The sequence below is a fragment of the Flavobacterium sp. KY-23415 genome (assembly GCF_055384985.1).
The window spans coordinates 132,265-149,494 of record NZ_AP044001.1; the positions used below are offsets into that span (position 1 = coordinate 132,265).

Below are 17,230 nucleotides of genomic sequence, written 5' to 3' on the forward strand. Positions count from 1 at the left end.
ATTTGTGAGTCGTTGTGCTCAAAGAGCCAAAAACATGAGCAAAACGAACTTGCAAAGTAAATAAATAAAACACTGTGCCAATTCGTCTTCGTCACGGAACACTACACCAATGTAAATAAACGCATAGTGAAGTACACACAGACAATTAAAAAAGACACACCTAATGTTATCACTAAAAAACAAATTAATATCTACATATGAAAACACATTTAAAATTATTTGCTTCAATATTTTTGATTTTTTGGACAACCAATCAAATTATAGCTCAAGAAGAAGCTACTCAAAGTCATAAAGATTCTTTAGCCGTTTTAATAACTCAATATTATGATTTGAATATAAAAATATTCAAGGCGAATTCAACTTTGCAAGATATTGATAACGTTTTTAACCTTTTTACAGAAGATTTTACTTATGTTCATCCCAAGTATGGAGGAACATATACAAGAGAGGATTTATATAAAGGATATGTGCGTAATCAAAAAAATGGAGGATATAACGGAAGTATAATAGCCATTAAAATAGAAAATAAAATTATTGGTCTGAACGCTGTAGTTGTAGAGAAAAGATTTGTGGAAAAAAAAGACGATAAAATAAATGATGGTAAACCAGAGATGACTCTTTTTGAGTTTAGGAGCGGAAAAATCTCACGTATATATGAATATTGGTAGTCAAACAATACAGTGCTCAACAACGAAACGTAACTATCAATTTTAATTATTTTAAAAGTTACTCACCATCAATGAGTTGGAATTGGGTTCAAAAAAACAACTATAAAACCATAATTGTAGTATCTATTTTTTCCTTTTCCTTTCTTCAATTTCCATTGCTTTTATTTCAATATTAATATCATCACGGCTTTCAATATAGGTTACACCTTCTACTGCTCCACCATAATAATAATGTTCGATGTTACTAAAAAGCCTATAATACTTACACAATGTCCATTATAATGCGACAAATCAATGCCTGTTAATTTATTTTTGTCTAAATACAAAACAAAACAATTTTTATAATTAGCATAGATTAAATCGTCACGAGAGAAAAAGATTAATATATCTCCTTCTTTTTTGTATCTTAAAAAACCTGTTATACCAATCCATTTTCCATCATATTTTTCAGGATTTGAAATTAAAGGTATCATAGAATAACTTTTAGACGTTTTTTCAACTTCCTGAGAAAAACAATTAAAAATTATTAAAAAACAAACAAAAGTAAACAAAGATTTTATCATTTTTATTTTTGATTTTTATAAAATTATGATTTTTATCTAATGGCAATGGATACCCATCAATGCACAAATATAATAAATATCAAAATTGACTGCATTCAGATTTACATTATGAATTAGCCAATTCAGCAAATTCCTTTATCAATAATTAAGCAATTAAAAATCTGTTTTACCAATTCAAATATAACCGACTCTCCTTTCATAGTTTTTAAATTCAAAAACAATACAATTCCTTGAATTCTAAATGATCATATTTCTTCTTTTTCAAAATACTTTTTTAATTATATTTGACAAAAATCTGTGATATTTTTTTCACAGACAACAATTAAGTATAATTCAAAAGACAATCTAATACTATTACAAAATAGAATTGTATTTCTTATGGTAACTCTTGAATATATTCTACTTGGATTAACCTATACAACGCTTTGCATTTCAATATTTTTGCAATGGATTTGCTATAAACGTAATATTGAGAATATTGAAACCATAGCATTCACCATTTCCCTTTTAATACTGGTTATTTCTATTAGTCTTTCACCATTATTTCCTGTAGGTGAAACATCTAATATTGCTACTCTAACAGCTATGGTGTTGGTATCGACTACAACTTTCTTAAACACATGGAGCGAAAGAAAACACACGCTAAAAAGTAACTACAAAGTAGCTTATTTAATTCTTACCTCTTTACTACTTATTGGTATTTTTGTTACCTATTTTACAGATCATTTGATTGTTGCTCAAAATGCAGTAGTTCTTTTTTTAATGTGTTCTATAATCGGAGCATTAGGTTTGGCACAGTTTACTAAACCAATAAAAAAATATGTTCATCTCGAAAAAGCAAATAAGATATTCGGTTGGGTATTTTTATTATTTGTACCTGTTTATCTAATTTTTCATTATGGTTTTGAACAAGAATATCAGCAATTTCCAATCGGTTTCTTGTTGTATATTGCCTTTTCTTTATTGGCTATACACAAAATTTATGATGACTTACAAAGATTATCGCTTGTAAACAAAAAGATTGAACCACATCAACAACATTTTAAAAACTTTGGTTTAACCGAAAGAGAAGAAGAAATTGCCAGACTATTAGTGCAAGGAATTACCTATCAAAACATTTCTGAACAATTATATATTGCATTACCTACTGTAAAAACCCACGCAAGTAACATCTATAAAAAATGCAATGTAAAAACACGTCACGAACTTGTATTCATTTTAACTTCCTAATTATCAACACTCATACTTTAGTATGATATCTTAATTTATAGTCAAAATCCGCCTATTGCCCGATTGTGAGCTTTTCACAACGCATATAATTTTGCTTCAAAATAAAAATAAAATGAAGTACACATTATTTATCATCGCAATCGTGGGAATTTGTACCATTAGGGCTAATGCTCATAATTTGGCACTCCACCCAACAAGCACAGTAAGTCTGTTTACCAAGAAAAACACTACTTTAGGAGTCAATCTTAGTCAAAAAGACACCACAAAAAACAAAAACATCAAATTCTTTATCGCTTATGATTTTGGTGAAGCTGCTTTTAACCAGTTCAAATCTCTAGGAGGTGAAGTTGGTATGCAATTTAAAAACAAACATCTTCTCAGATTAACACACACCAATCTTCATTTGACAGAAAAACATCTTTCATCAAATTTTGCAAGTGCAGTTAATGGTAAAAATGTAAAAGGAAAACAATTTGGGTTTGAACTTTTCTATGACTTTCCTCTTTTTATAAAAAGTCTTTACATTGCTCCTTCTCTAGGGTATTATGATAATGAATATACCCACACAATCCTAAATGAAAAAATTAAAAAATCTTCTTTTTCAGCAGGAACCGCCATCAGTTTTAGTGAAAATGATTTGTTCAAAATAAAAGGCTTATACTACCGAGTTTCTGTACCCTTTAGATTTAATTTTGATGCTATAAAGGAAACAAAATTGGGTGAAACAACAATCAAAAGCAATCTTTTTGATAACAATATATGGTTTTTTGTAGGATTTCAATTTTAATACAATGAAAAAGAAGATAGCAATCATCATATTAGTCAGTTTGTATATTTTAAACGTTCAAGCACAAAGTACAACATCTCAAAAACAAAGACTGGATTTTGCAAAAATGTATTTAGAATGCGGTGGAACTTACCTACCGTCATTTATTGGAAAGCAGTTCGTAAATAATCAATTGAGTACATTTGAACATTCAGCTAGCTTAAACCCTTACCTTACTTGGGGAGCATTTCACTTTTGGGGGCATACCGAATTTTATGTCACCTTTCCATTAAAGCAGTTAAACTTAACAAAGAATAGCGAAATCGACCACCAACTTTTACATTCGGTAGCTACAGGAGCACGAATATATCCTTGGGCTATGAAAGAGGGAAAAATACGCCCTTATATTGGGGCAAATTGGGGAGCATTAGAATTTAGACAAAAGTTAAAACCTGATGAAGATCAACCCACACTTTCCAAAGACATACTGCTCAATTATGATGCAGGATTAATGTATAATTATAAAAAAATTGCACTAAGGCTAGGCATTAACTATTTCCCAAACAACAAATGGAAGTATCCAGTAAGCAAAACTAAAATAACGGAAATAGAAACGCCACCTGTATCTTTTCAATTAGGATTGCTCTATACATTCGATTTATCAAAAGATAATACCCAAGAAAATATCGACAAATGGAATAGCTATCCAAGAGTTTCAAAACTATCTTATGATGCCAAAAAGTTTGGAGACTTTTTTATAGGGATTGGTCCTTCGCTTTCGTTTTCATTAGCAAAATCAGACTATAATACTAGTCAGTTTCCCTATTTGCAACAAAAACTTACCTCATCTAGTTATCTTGATATTGCAGTGGGCTATCATTTTAACAAAGCCAATTTATTTACAGCAATCTCATATCGAAACCCAGCTTATAAAACGGAAGGTTTTGGTACTAGTCAAACTATTAAAAAGACATCTATAACATTAGAAGTAAATAAATTCTTGACAGATTACTCGGGTTTTGCACCATATATTGGTGTTAATGTTGCCTATGATCAATTAGATTATAAACATATTGTTGACGACCTAAAAAAGCAACAATCATTCACAAATGCTGTAGAACCAGGAATCACTTTTGGTTGGGATATTGTGCCAGGAAAAACAAATGAAGCACTTATCTTGCGAACCAATTTGAGGTGGTATCCTTTTTCTAAATTTGAGCTAGACAACAAACAATTTAATTTTAGCCAATTAGAATATAACCTAATTCAAATAGTATTTTATCCCGAAAGATTTAAATGGGGAAAATAACACAAAAGATTGCTCAAAAAATTGGGAATTGCTTTATTACTACCCTTAAAACAAAACAATCTCATTTTAAGCTAAGTTTATTTTTAGTTAAATTACACAACTATAAAATTAAAACTGTTCACCATTAATTCATTACAATTAAACCCAAATTAGGCATTAGAATTCTTTTTCAAAAATAGTTACTTTAATACTCCGTTTTGCATCCATTTCTCTCATGACAAAGTCTAATGCCTAATCTGGATTAAACAATTAAAAAGTAAACACATTATAAACGCAGCTGTAAAATTTAAAATATAGTGAAAACTTTTTGATAATTTTTAAGCAGAAAAAACAATATATTTGGAACATTATAAAAACAAAAAAGATTCGTATTGGCACTCCAAATTGAATGAATTATAAACAGTTTTTTTTGGTATGCAAACAATTTAAAAGTAAGCTTAACCACTAAATTTCACAAAAAAACCGAATGAAAAAAATAATCATATTTACTTTTATTATTAGTCTTATAGCATGTAAAAATGAGACAAGAAATAATTTAAATGAGACCAAAATTGAGGATACAAAAATTAATGAAAAAGAAGAAGTGATTGGTTCAACAAATAGCATAAATGAAGATCTCTTTTATCAATTTAAACCTGACAGCATCACTAATGCTAAAATTGAAAATGTGTCAATCGATTATTCGTATGAAATTGATGGGCATAAAATTATAATTGGCTATTATGAACCCATTAATGGAGAATTGAGTAAGTACGACAAAGAAACTGATTATGGAGATAGACTATTTTTTCTCAATAAAAAAAATGAACTTCTTTACAAAGGAGCAGGACAAGGAGATGTATATTTATATGAACCCCATTTTTATAGAAACAATAAAAGCGATAAAATAATCATTGTCTGTCAATTAGCATTTGAATATTATTTCGGTGGCGATGCATTTTTATTAGAAAACAATAAAATTAGTCCGATTGGAAATATTGACGTCGAAAGTATTGACATGGAAACCAAATTGATAGATATACTTGACATTAAGGAAAAAAACGATAAAATTATCTTTAGTTTTAAATCAGACTCCTTACTGTTAAAACCGGGTAACGAAGATATTCAAGTAAAGAATAATAACTTAAGGTATGAATACACCAATAATACATTAAGATTAATAAAAGACAACAACTAAGATTAATACCATTTATTTTTGAAATCCACTGCAATAACTCATCATATCTTGTTTTATAGGCAAAAAAAATGAGTCCGACAATATATCGAACTCATCTATATAAAATATTCTGTTTATTATTCCTTTTCGAACATATCCATTACAGCCTGACTCACACCAATATTAGAGAAACCTCCATCATGATACAAATTTTGTAATGTAACACATTTTGTTAAATCGGAAAACATAGCAACAGTATAATTTGCACAATCCAATGCTGTAGCATTTCCTAAAGGCGACATTTTATCTGCATAGGCAATAAAACTATCAAAACCTTTCACTCCTTGTCCAGCAGTTGTTGGCGTTGGAGATTGAGAAATGGTATTTACGCGCACTTTTTTATCTTTTCCAAAGAAATATCCAAAACTACGAGCAATCGATTCTAAATAGGCTTTATTATCGGCCATATCATTATAATCTGGAAAAACACGTTGAGCTGCCATATAGGTCAGGGCAACTATACTACCCCACTCTGACATTGCTTCTTTTTTATATAATACTTGCATTACTTTATGGAAAGAAACAGCAGAAACATCCCAGCCTTTTTGTGTAAAATCATAATTCTGGTTAGTATAATGATTCCCTTTTCTCACATTTACAGACATTCCTATAGAATGTAACACAAAATCTATCTTACCTCCAAGAATTTCAACAGCTTTCTCTACTAAATTTTCAAGATCCTCAACAGAAGTAGCATCTGCAGGGATAATTTGTGATCCCGTTTTTTCAGCTAATTCTTTTATTGTTCCCATACGCATCGCTATGGGTGCGTTTGTCAAAACAAATGTACCGCCCTCTTCATGCACACGTTCGGCTGTTTTCCAAGCAATAGAATTTTCATCTAATGCACCAAAAATAATTCCTCTTTTCCCTTTTAATAAATTATACATACAATCTATATTTAATCTATATTTTTAAAATTCTCATGCACTAAGCACTAACTATCAATACTTGGTATGTTTACTAACTCATTAGCATCAGCTAAATAATCAACACCTTCAAAGCCAAATCCAAACAAATTCAAGAAATCTTGCTTGTATCCTGCCAAATCTCCTAGAGCTACTAAGCTTTCTGTTGAAGCTTCTTCCCACAATGTAGCAATTTTAGCCTGAACATCTTCTCTCATTTCCCAATCATCAATACGAATTCTTCCTTTATCATCTAAAGGCAATGCTTCACCAGAAAATAATCTATCTGCATACAAACGCTGAATTTGTTCAATACAACCTTCATGAATACCTTCTTCCTTCATAATTTTATACAACAAAGAAATATACAAAGGAATAACAGGTATAGCAGAACTCGCTTGAGTTACCAAAGCTTTGTTTACAGAAACATAGGCTTTTCCATTAACCGATTTTAAGTCCTCTGTAATTTCAAAAGCTGTCGCTTCCAAATGATCTTTTGCACGACCAATTGTTCCTTTTCTATAGACAGCTTCAGTAAGTTCTGGTCCTATATATGAATAAGCCACTGTTTGAGCTCCATCTGATAATAAATTAGCGTCTTTCAAAGCCTTCATCCACATAGCCCAATCTTCACCTCCCATTACGGTAACAGTGTTTGCAATATCTTCTTCATTCGCTGGCTCAATTGAAACATCTGATACCTTACCTGTATGAAAATCTACTGTTTTATTGGTAAATGTTCCTCCAATAGGTTTCAATGTGGAACGATGTAAAACCCCTGTAGTTGGATGCAAACGAACTGGAGAAGCTAAACTATAAATAACCAAATCAACTTGTCCCAAATCTTCTTTAATTAAAGCAAGAGTTTGATCTTTTACTTCATTAGAAAAAGCATCACCATTAATACTCTTTGCATACAAACCAGCACTTTTTGCTTCATTTTCAAAAGCAGCAGAATTATACCATCCTGGAGAGGCTGTCTTACCTTCGCTAGGAGCTTTTTCAAAGAAAACCCCAATTGTTGAGGCGTTCGATCCAAAAGCACTTGTTATTCTTGAAGCTAAACCAAAACCCGTTGAAGCACCAATAACTAACACACGTTTTGGTCCGTTAATGGTTCCTTTTGATTTAATATAGGCTATTTGATTTTTTACATTTTGTTCACATCCTTTTGGGTGAGATGTCAAACAAATGAAACCTCTCATTCTTGGTTCTATTATCATATTTGTAGTTATTTGTAACCTTTTGGCTTATTTTGTTTCAAAATTATTTATCAAATTTAAGATGCAAATATACAATATTTTAATTTTCCTACTAAATATAAAAAAACAATAGCGACTCTGATTTTACTCAAAAGTCGCCAGTATATATAACTCTTTTTTCTTTAAACTAATTAATATGTTCATCTATTAAATCGTAAATATTATTAAAAAGGATATAATTATCATAACTAGGATTTCCGTTATAAATTATTTTATTTTCTTTAACAATAATGATAGTTGGGTATTTATCTACTCCTATTTTCTCAGCCTCAGACAAACTGGATATGTATAGATTATCAAAACAAAAACCTTTATTTAAAACAAAGGAATTTATATCCTCAGCCTTATCACGAGCTAAGGCTACATTCACAGCATAAAACTCAACTCTGTCATTGTTTTTATAAATATTACATAGTTTGCTAAATTCTGGAAATTTTTCAATACAAGCACCACAACTAGTAGACCATAAATCAAAAATGTAAACTTTCTCTTTATCCAATTTTATTTTTTCACCATTAGCTAAAAACATATCGATATTAATATCATTTACAATAATTTCTCTTTTATTTAAATAATAAAAAACAGTACTATGTATGTATGTTGCTGAAAAAATTGAAAAAACTAATAGTAATAAAATAATCCCTATTTTTCTCTTATAACTTGTCGCATTAAAAAATAAATATCCAAAATAGGATGCTATAGGTGTTAAAAGAATAAAAAGAAATGATTTATCAAATTCTGCTATTCCTATTAATGTTATGAGTAATATAAATCCAGAAAAAGAAAACCATACAAAATATTTATTTATGTTAATTTTTAATCTTAGCATATAATAAACGGAAAAGAAAACACCCGAAAGAAATATAGGAATTAAAAAACGCCATTCAACTGTAAAAAAACTAATTATAAGATATAGAAAAAGTGTATATAGAAAAAATAATATATATTTCATTTTTATAAAATATTATATTCCCCATTATTATTTAAATTATTAACTAATATATATAACGAAAACGCTAAAATAATTTAAAAATAATGGGGAATAACACTAAAATTACATTTGACAACGACCTGTACAAGATTCTAAAAGTAAAAAACCACAACCTTTTTTTCCATCATCTTGACAATTATTTTTCACACATTCCATAGAACCACACGCAAACATACCTCCCCATTTACAATTACAATTATTTTTTTCCCCTCCACTACTTTGATCTTCTACCATCATCATTTCATTAACATCACTTGTTTTAAAAATATTATAATTAGAATTACCATTTACAAATTCAAAAGAGCAAAAAGTTATTCCAATAAATTCGTCAGTCCAATTTAACTCTGTTCTCCCTTTTTTCACAACCTCATTTAAATAATTTAACTCAACTTGTGAAAAACTTTTTGAAAAGTCTATTTTTTCAACAAAACCGTAAAAATCTTCAAGAGTTTTCTTTTCATTTACTTTACAATTATTTTTTAAAATAAAAAATTTTTCTAGCCAAATTGCCTTTTTATTATCATCACTTATATATCTATATATAGCTCTTTGTTTTTCTCCATAATAACTGGATATCTCTTCTAATTTAATATTATCAAAACTTGCCTTATTGGCTTTAACCCATTTATCTATAGTTGTATCATCGCTATAGACTGCATTATCATCGACCTTACTACAACTACTAAAAACTAAAGTAAGCACAAACAAAATAAAAAATTTTTTTTTCATAATTAAATAGATTTTTCCATTTACAGATTACCTGTCATTAAGGACGAAAATTTCAGGAAAATACATTAAGATTAATATTCCGCCCCATCTAACAAATACATAATCCTATTAGAAATTCTAATCGCTCTATCATATTCCTAACTAACTGTTTAAATTCAGCTTTACTTATAAGTTAAGTTATCAAGCAACGTTGATTAAAAATTTGTTAAATAAAAACTTTATCAAGTTCCAGAACAAAAATAAATCAATGCAGTGTTAATATGAATACATTAAATCTGTGTATTTTGTTAAAATTTAACAGCAACTGGTATAATAATACAATAAAAAATAAAAACGAACTATTTTTTTAATTCAATAACTCTTTTGCGTGGTTTATAGCTGAGTCAGATATATTTTTACCTGATAACATTTCTGCAATTTCTACAATGCGCTCATCGTGAGAAAGTAACTTTAATTCCGAAAGCGTATCTTCTTTCACATTATATTTAAAAACCTTATAATGTTGATTTCCTTTTGCTGCAATTTGAGGTAAATGTGTAATAGCAAACACTTGCATGTTTTGACTCATTTCTTTCATTATAATTGCCATTTTATTTGCAATTTCTCCAGAGACTCCAGTATCTATCTCATCGAAAATAATAGTGGGCAATTTCGAATAATTAGCCAAAACAGCCTTTACAGCAAGCATAATTCGAGACATTTCTCCTCCAGAAGCCATTTTTTTAATTGCACCTACTTCCATTCCTTTGTTACCTGTAAATAACAAATGAATTGTATTTTTTCCTAACTTAGTATATTGATCAGTTTCCTTAATATCAAAAAGCACTTTTGCATCAGCCATACCTAACAAGGCTAATATCTTCTCAATTTTTTGGGACAAGATTGGTGACGCTTCAAGTCGAGCATTCGTTATTAATGCAGCCACCTGATCCACTTTTTCTACTATATCTTCTTTCTCTTTTTGTTTTTTAAGAATTTCTGCGTCCAAATCATCGCTACGAAGCACTTTAGCGTCTAAATCATTTTGAATTTCCAACAAGGCTTCAACAGTAGTCACTTGGTGTTTCTTTTGCAAAGAATAAATCGCTTGAAGTTTCGCACTCACAAACTCCAAACGTTCTGGATCATTAATAATTTTTTCAGAATTAGAAAAACATTCGTCCATTATATCTTGCAACTCTATAGCAACACTTGTAACTCGTTCATGAAAATCATTATATTCTTTGGAAAAACCAGCTATTTTCTGAAAAGCTTGTTTAATCTCATTAAGTGTAATAATTGTCCCTAATTGCTCCTCATTAGCAAGTGTCAGCGCTCTATCTATATTTTCTTTAATAAATTCAACATTACTCAATTGCTCCAATTCTTCCTCCAGTTCCGCTTGTTCGCCAGTTTTTAACTTCGCAGCCAGCAATTCTTCCAAAAGAAATGTATTATACTCCTTTTCTTTTGCAAGCGATTCCTTTTCTGCAATGAGTTTGTTCAGCTCTTTATTTGCCTTGTTTAGTAGAGTCAATCCTTTTCTATAGCTTTCGAGACGCCTTTCATTCTTCGCTACAGCATCTACAATTTGAAATTGATACTCTTCGTTCAACAGTTCTCGTGTTTCGTTTTGCGAATGAATATCAATTAAATAAACAGATAAGGCTTGTAGTTCTGTAAGATTCACAGGACTATCGTTAATAAAAGCTCTCGATTTTCCAGATGGCAAAATCTCTCTACGAATAATAGTTTGCGCTTCATAATCCAGTTCTTTTTCCTTGAAAAAAGGTTCTAAATTATAATTAGAAAGCAAAAAATGTGCTTCAATGACACATTTTTGTTCTTTATCTTTTAACGCAGATAAATCGGCTCTATTACCTAGAACAAGCCCTAAAGCCCCTAAAAGGATAGATTTACCAGCTCCAGTTTCTCCTGTGATAATCGAAAATTGATTTGAAAAATCAATTTCTAAAGATTCTATTAATGCATAATTTTTTATCGAAAGTGATAAGAGCATAGTAGTATATGTAATTTTAAGAAATTATCTAATTTTATTCCATTTAATAGAATTTAAAGGTGATATTCTATTAAGAGTTTCTATAAGTTTCGCATTATTAGTCATTGGACCACCTGTAAACACTTGTACAATTTCGTCTGTTTTAGCATCAAAGAAAGTACGAGTTAACAAAGCGTTTGGTCTTGAACGTTGAATTTGAGCCAAGGTTTCTATAGCATTAGCTATTCCTTCTTTTCCCTTTTTCAAATCATCTGCCATCAAATCTAATCCTCCAAAATGATATTCTAATAAAGACTTTCTAAAAGGAACAAATGTATTCGACAATAGATCCGAAATTAAAAAGTAACGATTATTATTATTTCCTTCTGACTGAGACCAACCTTTATAGCCGCTTGATTGAGAAACATTCATAATGTTTGATGCAATTTCTAAATATTTTGTTCCACCCAATTCACTATTAGAATCCATATCTAGCCCTATAATGATATTAACATAATAAGCCAATACAGAAGTCAGATTGGAATTAAAATTATTTTGATCGAAAAGTAATTGCTCAAATTCTATGAATCTAAAACTAAAATCTTTATCATTCAAATTCAAAATGGGAGAACTATAAGTAGAATTAAAAATAGCTCTTGATGATTGAATTTGCAAAGTAGCGGTGATATTGTTTGAATTAAATTCTGATACATTAATAAAAAAATTACAATCAATTTTTTCATTTTGTTTGAAGGTCAAAGTAGTCCACTTTGTATTGTTTAAAAACTCAGCAACTTGTTTCTCTAAGTTTTTAAATATTTGAGGGTTAACATCTGTCATTCGCTCTGCATTTACTGATACAGTAGCATTAAGTTCTTGTGCGTTATGCACTCCAAATGCAAAAACAACAATAAATATAGTTAACCAATTACGCATAATATTGAATGATTTTATTTATAATATCTTGAGCTACATCTTCTTTTGATTTTAATTCCATTGGTTCAATAACAAACTCTTTCGTAATAAAAGTAACCTTGTTTGTATCGTGACCAAAACCTGCTCCTTTATCATTTAAAGAATTAAGAACTATCAAATCTAAGTTTTTTTTCTGAATTTTCAACTTTGCATGCTCAATTTCGTTTTCTGTTTCTAAAGCAAATCCTATTAAAAACTGATTTTTTTTCTTTTCTCCCAATGAAGCTAAAATATCTTTAGTCTTCTCCAACTCAATTATAAACGTAGCATCGCTCTTTTTTATTTTCTGACTAGCTACATTTTTTGGACGATAATCTGCAACTGCTGCTGCTGCAATTGTTACATCTACTGAATCGAACACTTCATGACAAGCGTCATACATTTCTTGAGCAGAACGAATTTTCTTTAAATCTATAAGAGGATGAGTTACTTGCAAATGTGTTGGTCCTGAGACCAAAATTACTTCTGCACCATTTTCAGCTGCCATTTTTGCAATATCAAAACCCATTTTTCCTGAAGAATGATTTCCAATAAAACGCACAGGATCTATGGCCTCATAGGTTGGGCCAGCAGTAATTAGAATTTTCTTTCCTTTTAAAGGTAGTTTATCTTCAAGATCTTTTGCAATAAATGCAACAATATTTTCTGGTTCTGCCATTCTTCCTTCACCAGAAAGACCACTTGCTAATTCTCCTTTTTCAGCAGGAATTATGATATTTCCAAACTTTTTAAGTTTTGTAAAACTTTCTAAAGTAGAAGGGTGTTTATACATGTCTAGATCCATTGCAGGAGCAAAATAGACAGGACATTTTGAAGACAAATAGGTTGCAATAAGCAAATTATCGCAATTACCATTTGCCATTTTAGACATAGTATTTGCGGTTGCCGGAGCAATAACTATATAATCAGCCCAAAGAGCCAATTCTACATGATTGTTCCAAGTTGCATTTTCGTCTTCTTCGTTATAAAAACTAGAATGTACAGGGTTTTTAGAAAGGGTAGACAATGTTAACGGCGTAACAAAGTCTTTAGAAGCAGGTGTCATTACAACTTGCACATGCGCACCTGCTTTTATAAAAAGTCTAACAAGATGTGCTGTTTTATAAGCGGCAATTCCTCCAGAAACTCCTAGCAAGATTTTTTTACCACTTAATACAGTCATAGTCATGTATTATTTTGCTTCTCTGTGGTAAACTTTACCTTCTAACCATTCTTGAACAGCTAAAGCATGTGGTTTAGGTAATTTCTCGTAAAATTTAGAAACTTCAATTTGCTCTTTGTTTTCAAAAATTTCTTCTAAACTATCATTATAAGTCGCAAATTCTTCTAATTTTTCAATTAATTCCTTTTTAATTTCGGTATTAATTTGACCCGCTCTTTTAGCTATAATTGTGATAGCTTCATACACATTACCCGTTGGCTCTTCAATCTTATTTTTATTATAAGTGACAGTGTTAACTGGAGCTGTTGTCTTTTTTAAATCCATGATTTAATTTATTTAGAAAATTGTTGTAATTCTTTATCTATTGTAGCCAACATTCCGTCAGCTTTTCCTTTAAATTCTGATTCTGGGCTAAATTTCACAAAACTACTATAGTTCGCTTTTGCTGCATTTAATCGTTCTTCTTTTTTATATTGAACACTATTCATAGCCAGTTTGTAGGCAGTACTAAATTTTAGAAATAAAGCCTCCTCTTTGTAAGGTGTTCCTGGATAATCTGAAATAAAATTATCTAAAGCTTTAAAAGCTGCATTATATTCTAATCTATGATCTGAAATTGTATAATACTGTTTTGCAATTTCAAAAGCCTTTTTTTCTAACTTCTCTCTCAATTCTTTCACATACTCGTTAGCTTTTGGCAAATATTCAGAGTCTGGATAAGTATCTATAAATCGTTGTAATTTTGCTAATGATTTTTCTGTATCTATTTGATCTAAACTATATCTTGGAGACAGTCTATAAAAACATTCAGCACCTAAGAAAGCTGCTTCTTCTCTTTTTTCGCTTTTAGGGTAACTAGCTGCAAAATTCTCAAATTGATAACCTGCTAAGTAATACTGTTTTGTATTGTAGTAGGATTTTGAAAACATATAAAAAAGTCGCTCTCCTTGAGGTTTTCCTCTATAGGCCGGTGCAATTTGTTCATATATACGTAAAGCTTTAGTATATTTTCCTTTCTCATATAAATCACTTGCAGTTGTATTCTTAAAAGCTAAATCTTCACTTTTTAGTGCTTTTTGATATTCACTACAAGAAGAAAGTGAAACGATAATAAGTAGAAAACAGATAAATTTATTCATTGATTATATTTTTTTACTTTTTTAAACATAAATTTTGCACCTAAAAAAGCAACTGCAAATTTAGACATAATTTAAATACTATGGAAATCTTTTTTTAGCTTATTTTTTTTGTGAAATTATTTAATCTCATAGCTAAATTTTCATCAACATTTACTAATGGCAAACGAACTGTATTTTCAGATAATGCCAACGCTTTGAAAACTTCTTTTATTCCTGCTGGATTACCTTGCTCAAAAATCATATCGATAGCTTCTGCTAAAAGATAATGCAATTCATAAGCTTCATCTGCCTTTCTTTCCAATCCTAAACGCACCATTTCCGAAAACTCCTTTGGAAAACCTTGACCAATAACCGAAATAACCCCAGAACCTCCAGCTAAAACCATAGGTAACGTAATCATATCATCCCCTGAAATTACTAAAAAACCTTCAGGCTTATTTTGTATCAATTTCATTGCTTGAACAATATCTCCAGCGGCTTCTTTAACCGCAATAACGTTTTTAAATTCTTTCGCTAAACGAATAATTGTAGCTGGCAAAACATTACTAGCTGTTCTTCCTGGAACATTATATAAAATTACTGGAATTGGAGAGGCTTCTGCAACAGCCTTAAAATGTTGATATATTCCTTCTTGCGTTGGTTTATTATAATATGGAGAAACAGACAAGATAGCATCAAAATGAGACAAATCTCTACTTTTTAACTCTTCTACAACTTTTTGAGTATTATTCCCTCCTACCCCTAAAACCAAAGGCAGTTTTCCTGCATTGGCTTCTACAATAGTCTTTATTACTAATTCTTTTTCATCCTGAGACAATGTTGCCGATTCTGCAGTTGTTCCTAACACAACCAAATATTCAACATTTCCTTTTGTTACAAAATGAACAATTCTTTGTAATGCTTCTACATCTACTGAAAAATCTTTTTTAAATGGAGTAACTAGTGCAATACCAGTACCTTCAAACTTTCGCATGTTATATCTTATTAAGTATTTTTAAATATCTAAATGACTCAGAAACAAATTCTTTGTATTTATTCAATTCCATAGACAACATAAAATGATGAATTCTTGCATCTACATTTGAAAAACCAACTTTAAATTTAGCCTTCGAAAGTTTTGACACCAATATTAAAGGTAATCTTTCTTCATCAAAATAATTAATCAGCAAATCAAAAGGGTAATCAACAAAGTCTTGCACTATTTTTTTGTTAATTGCACCACCAAAACCAATGTCTTTAATACTAAAAACCAACTCATGTTCTATGTCTTTACTTTTAGATTTATCTTGATAAACCAGTATTTTAATTTCCTTAAAATCCTTACTCATTGTCTTAATTTCAGACACAAGCTTTTCTTTATCAAAAAAATAAGTAGTATCAACTATAACACCAACTGTATTAATTTTACCTTCTGACTGTTCTAGGTTATAATTCAATAACCATTTCTTAATTGTTTTTTTTAGAAAAAACTCCTTAATTATTCTAGAAAACATAGTAATTTTACGCGTTCGACAAAAATAAATATTTAAACCTATTTAAAGGATGGTAAATGTAAAAAAGAAAAGAGTAAAATATAGTTTTTTTGTTATATTATTAACATTCTCACTTCTTAATTCTTGCAAAAGTCAAAAAACAAAAATCTACGAGATTGAAGGAAAAAGAATCAACATTAACGAAAACCACAAACAAAGCGTTGAGATTGAAGACTTTATCAAACCATACAGAACACACATTACCAAAGACTTAGACAGCATACTAGCATATAACCCAGTTACTTTAGAAAAAAGCAACACGATTGGAAAATGGCAAACAAACATCGGAAATCTTTTAGCCGAAACCACTTTAGAACTTAGTCGCCCGATTTTCTTTTCCAGAGAAAATCAAAATATTGATTTCTGTTTATTGAATTATGGAGGTATTAGAGCTATTATTCCACAAGGAAATATTACCTCTAGAACTGCTTTTGAAGTAATGCCTTTTGAAAATAGTGTGATGATCGTTGGCCTTACAGGAAAAGAAATTAGAACGCTTGCAGAGTATATCCTTAAAGAAAAAAAACCACACCCTCTCGCAGGAATAACAATATATACCGATCCTGATGAAAACAATGTTGCTCAAATTGAGATTAACAACAAACCACTTGAGGACAACAAGACCTATTATATTGCAACGTCTGACTACCTAGCAAACGGAGGCGATAACATGTCTTTCTTTAGAGAAAGTACTATCAAATATGATATTGATTACAAACTAAGAAACCTACTTATTGATTACTTCAAAAAAGTAGATACATTACCCAATATTACAACAAAAAGAGTTATAACAAAATAATAA

The 17,230-nt window shown here is 30.0% G+C and carries 18 protein-coding genes; 6 read left to right on the forward strand and 12 right to left on the reverse strand.

From position 1 onward, the window contains the following. Positions 1–197: 197 nt before the first annotated feature. On the forward strand, positions 198–668 hold the full coding sequence (locus ACZ49Z_RS00660) for a nuclear transport factor 2-like protein (RefSeq protein WP_464306283.1): 471 nt from the start codon (positions 198–200) through the stop codon (positions 666–668). A gap of 209 nt (positions 669–877) precedes the next feature. Here ACZ49Z_RS00660 and ACZ49Z_RS00665 read toward each other — a convergent pair whose 3' ends face one another. Beyond that, positions 878–1,141 carry a hypothetical protein gene (locus ACZ49Z_RS00665; RefSeq protein ID WP_464306284.1) on the reverse strand — a complete coding sequence of 88 codons (264 nt, stop codon included), beginning with the start codon at positions 1,139–1,141 and terminating at the stop codon, positions 878–880. 468 nt (positions 1,142–1,609) lie between these two features. On the opposite strand from ACZ49Z_RS00665, the gene ACZ49Z_RS00670 reads away from it, so the two are divergent. The 4 genes from ACZ49Z_RS00670 (at position 1,610) to ACZ49Z_RS00685 (ending at position 5,713) form a co-directional block, all read left to right on the forward strand. Further along, complete coding sequence (locus ACZ49Z_RS00670) at positions 1,610–2,461, forward strand: response regulator transcription factor (protein ID WP_464306285.1); 852 nt, start codon at positions 1,610–1,612, stop codon at positions 2,459–2,461. 112 nt (positions 2,462–2,573) lie between these two features. Continuing rightward, positions 2,574–3,248 (forward strand): hypothetical protein, encoded by a 675-nt coding sequence (locus ACZ49Z_RS00675; protein WP_464306286.1) that lies wholly within the window; start codon positions 2,574–2,576, stop codon positions 3,246–3,248. Between the two features lie 4 nt (positions 3,249–3,252). Next, positions 3,253–4,536, forward strand: coding sequence for a hypothetical protein (locus tag ACZ49Z_RS00680; RefSeq protein WP_464306287.1), 1,284 nt, complete (start codon positions 3,253–3,255; stop codon positions 4,534–4,536). A gap of 466 nt (positions 4,537–5,002) precedes the next feature. Beyond that, positions 5,003–5,713 (forward strand): hypothetical protein, encoded by a 711-nt coding sequence (locus ACZ49Z_RS00685; RefSeq protein ID WP_464306288.1) that lies wholly within the window; start codon positions 5,003–5,005, stop codon positions 5,711–5,713. 116 nt (positions 5,714–5,829) lie between these two features. Here ACZ49Z_RS00685 and ACZ49Z_RS00690 read toward each other — a convergent pair whose 3' ends face one another. From ACZ49Z_RS00690 to ACZ49Z_RS00740, 11 genes are all read right to left on the reverse strand, one after another. After that, positions 5,830–6,642, reverse strand: coding sequence for an enoyl-ACP reductase FabI (locus ACZ49Z_RS00690; RefSeq protein WP_464306289.1), 813 nt, complete (start codon positions 6,640–6,642; stop codon positions 5,830–5,832). A 47-nt stretch (positions 6,643–6,689) separates the two neighbouring features. After that, a complete protein-coding gene (gene fabV / locus ACZ49Z_RS00695) occupies positions 6,690–7,883 on the reverse strand; it encodes an enoyl-ACP reductase FabV (protein ID WP_464306290.1) in 1,194 nt (397 codons plus the stop codon). A 166-nt stretch (positions 7,884–8,049) separates the two neighbouring features. After that, the gene (locus tag ACZ49Z_RS00700) at positions 8,050–8,874 is read right to left on the reverse strand and encodes a TlpA family protein disulfide reductase (RefSeq protein WP_464306291.1); all 825 of its coding nucleotides are present in this window, start codon (positions 8,872–8,874) and stop codon (positions 8,050–8,052) included. A gap of 102 nt (positions 8,875–8,976) precedes the next feature. Further along, on the reverse strand, positions 8,977–9,642 hold the full coding sequence (locus tag ACZ49Z_RS00705; RefSeq protein ID WP_464306292.1) for a bacteriocin fulvocin C-related protein: 666 nt from the start codon (positions 9,640–9,642) through the stop codon (positions 8,977–8,979). 346 nt (positions 9,643–9,988) lie between these two features. Beyond that, positions 9,989–11,641, reverse strand: coding sequence for a DNA repair protein RecN (gene recN, locus ACZ49Z_RS00710; protein WP_464306293.1), 1,653 nt, complete (start codon positions 11,639–11,641; stop codon positions 9,989–9,991). 24 nt (positions 11,642–11,665) lie between these two features. Beyond that, on the reverse strand, positions 11,666–12,556 hold the full coding sequence (gene porD, locus ACZ49Z_RS00715; RefSeq protein ID WP_464306294.1) for a type IX secretion system protein PorD: 891 nt from the start codon (positions 12,554–12,556) through the stop codon (positions 11,666–11,668). Next, entirely contained in the window at positions 12,549–13,757 is a 1,209-nt protein-coding gene (gene coaBC / locus ACZ49Z_RS00720) for a bifunctional phosphopantothenoylcysteine decarboxylase/phosphopantothenate--cysteine ligase CoaBC (RefSeq protein WP_464306295.1), read from the reverse strand. Before coaBC ends, porD begins: the two co-directional genes overlap by 8 nt. Positions 13,758–13,766: 9 nt before the next feature. After that, the gene (locus ACZ49Z_RS00725) at positions 13,767–14,081 is read right to left on the reverse strand and encodes a DNA-directed RNA polymerase subunit omega (RefSeq protein ID WP_464306296.1); all 315 of its coding nucleotides are present in this window, start codon (positions 14,079–14,081) and stop codon (positions 13,767–13,769) included. An 8-nt stretch (positions 14,082–14,089) separates the two neighbouring features. Next, the gene (locus ACZ49Z_RS00730; protein ID WP_464306297.1) at positions 14,090–14,896 is read right to left on the reverse strand and encodes an outer membrane protein assembly factor BamD; all 807 of its coding nucleotides are present in this window, start codon (positions 14,894–14,896) and stop codon (positions 14,090–14,092) included. Between the two features lie 94 nt (positions 14,897–14,990). Next, positions 14,991–15,869: a 4-hydroxy-tetrahydrodipicolinate synthase gene (gene dapA, locus ACZ49Z_RS00735; RefSeq protein ID WP_464306298.1), complete on the reverse strand. Its 879-nt coding sequence runs from the start codon at positions 15,867–15,869 to the stop codon at positions 14,991–14,993. A gap of 1 nt (position 15,870) precedes the next feature. Further along, entirely contained in the window at positions 15,871–16,389 is a 519-nt protein-coding gene (locus ACZ49Z_RS00740; RefSeq protein WP_464306299.1) for a DUF6913 domain-containing protein, read from the reverse strand. Positions 16,390–16,438: 49 nt separating this feature from the next. On the opposite strand from ACZ49Z_RS00740, the gene ACZ49Z_RS00745 reads away from it, so the two are divergent. Continuing rightward, positions 16,439–17,227 carry a 5'-nucleotidase C-terminal domain-containing protein gene (locus ACZ49Z_RS00745; RefSeq protein ID WP_464306300.1) on the forward strand — a complete coding sequence of 263 codons (789 nt, stop codon included), beginning with the start codon at positions 16,439–16,441 and terminating at the stop codon, positions 17,225–17,227. Positions 17,228–17,230: the final 3 nt, after the last annotated feature.